The 377-nt window shown below is 63.1% G+C and carries 1 protein-coding gene; it reads right to left on the minus strand.

Features of this window, described 5'->3' with window-relative positions:
* On the minus strand, positions 1-377 hold a 377-nt coding region (locus U5771_RS35395; protein ID WP_322028212.1), incomplete at both ends, for an efflux RND transporter periplasmic adaptor subunit.

Below are 377 nucleotides of genomic sequence, written 5' to 3' on the forward strand. Positions count from 1 at the left end.
GGAGATTGGCGCGGATATTCGTGTGTAGCCGAGGTTGATCCGTGCGGATTCCAGCGAAGCGCGATCGGCGATCATGTCGGCTTCGTCTTCGCGGACGGCAGCGATTGCGTCATCGTAATCCTGCTTGCTGACGGCATTGATTCTGACCAGTTCGGCGTAGCGCCCCGCCTTCGTTTTCGCCGACGCGAGCGTCGCCTCGGCTTTCGCGAGCGTGCCGCGCGCCTGGTCGTAGGCTGCCTGGTAGCTGGTCGGATCGATCTGATACAGGACCTGGCCGGCCTTGACGTCGGTGCCTTCGGTGAAGAGACGCTTGCGGACAATTCCGCCGATCTGCGGGCGAACGTCGGACACTTTCAGCGCGGACAGACGCCCGGACA

Source organism: Burkholderia sp. BCC1977, assembly GCF_905339595.1.
Lineage (GTDB): Bacteria > Pseudomonadota > Gammaproteobacteria > Burkholderiales > Burkholderiaceae > Burkholderia.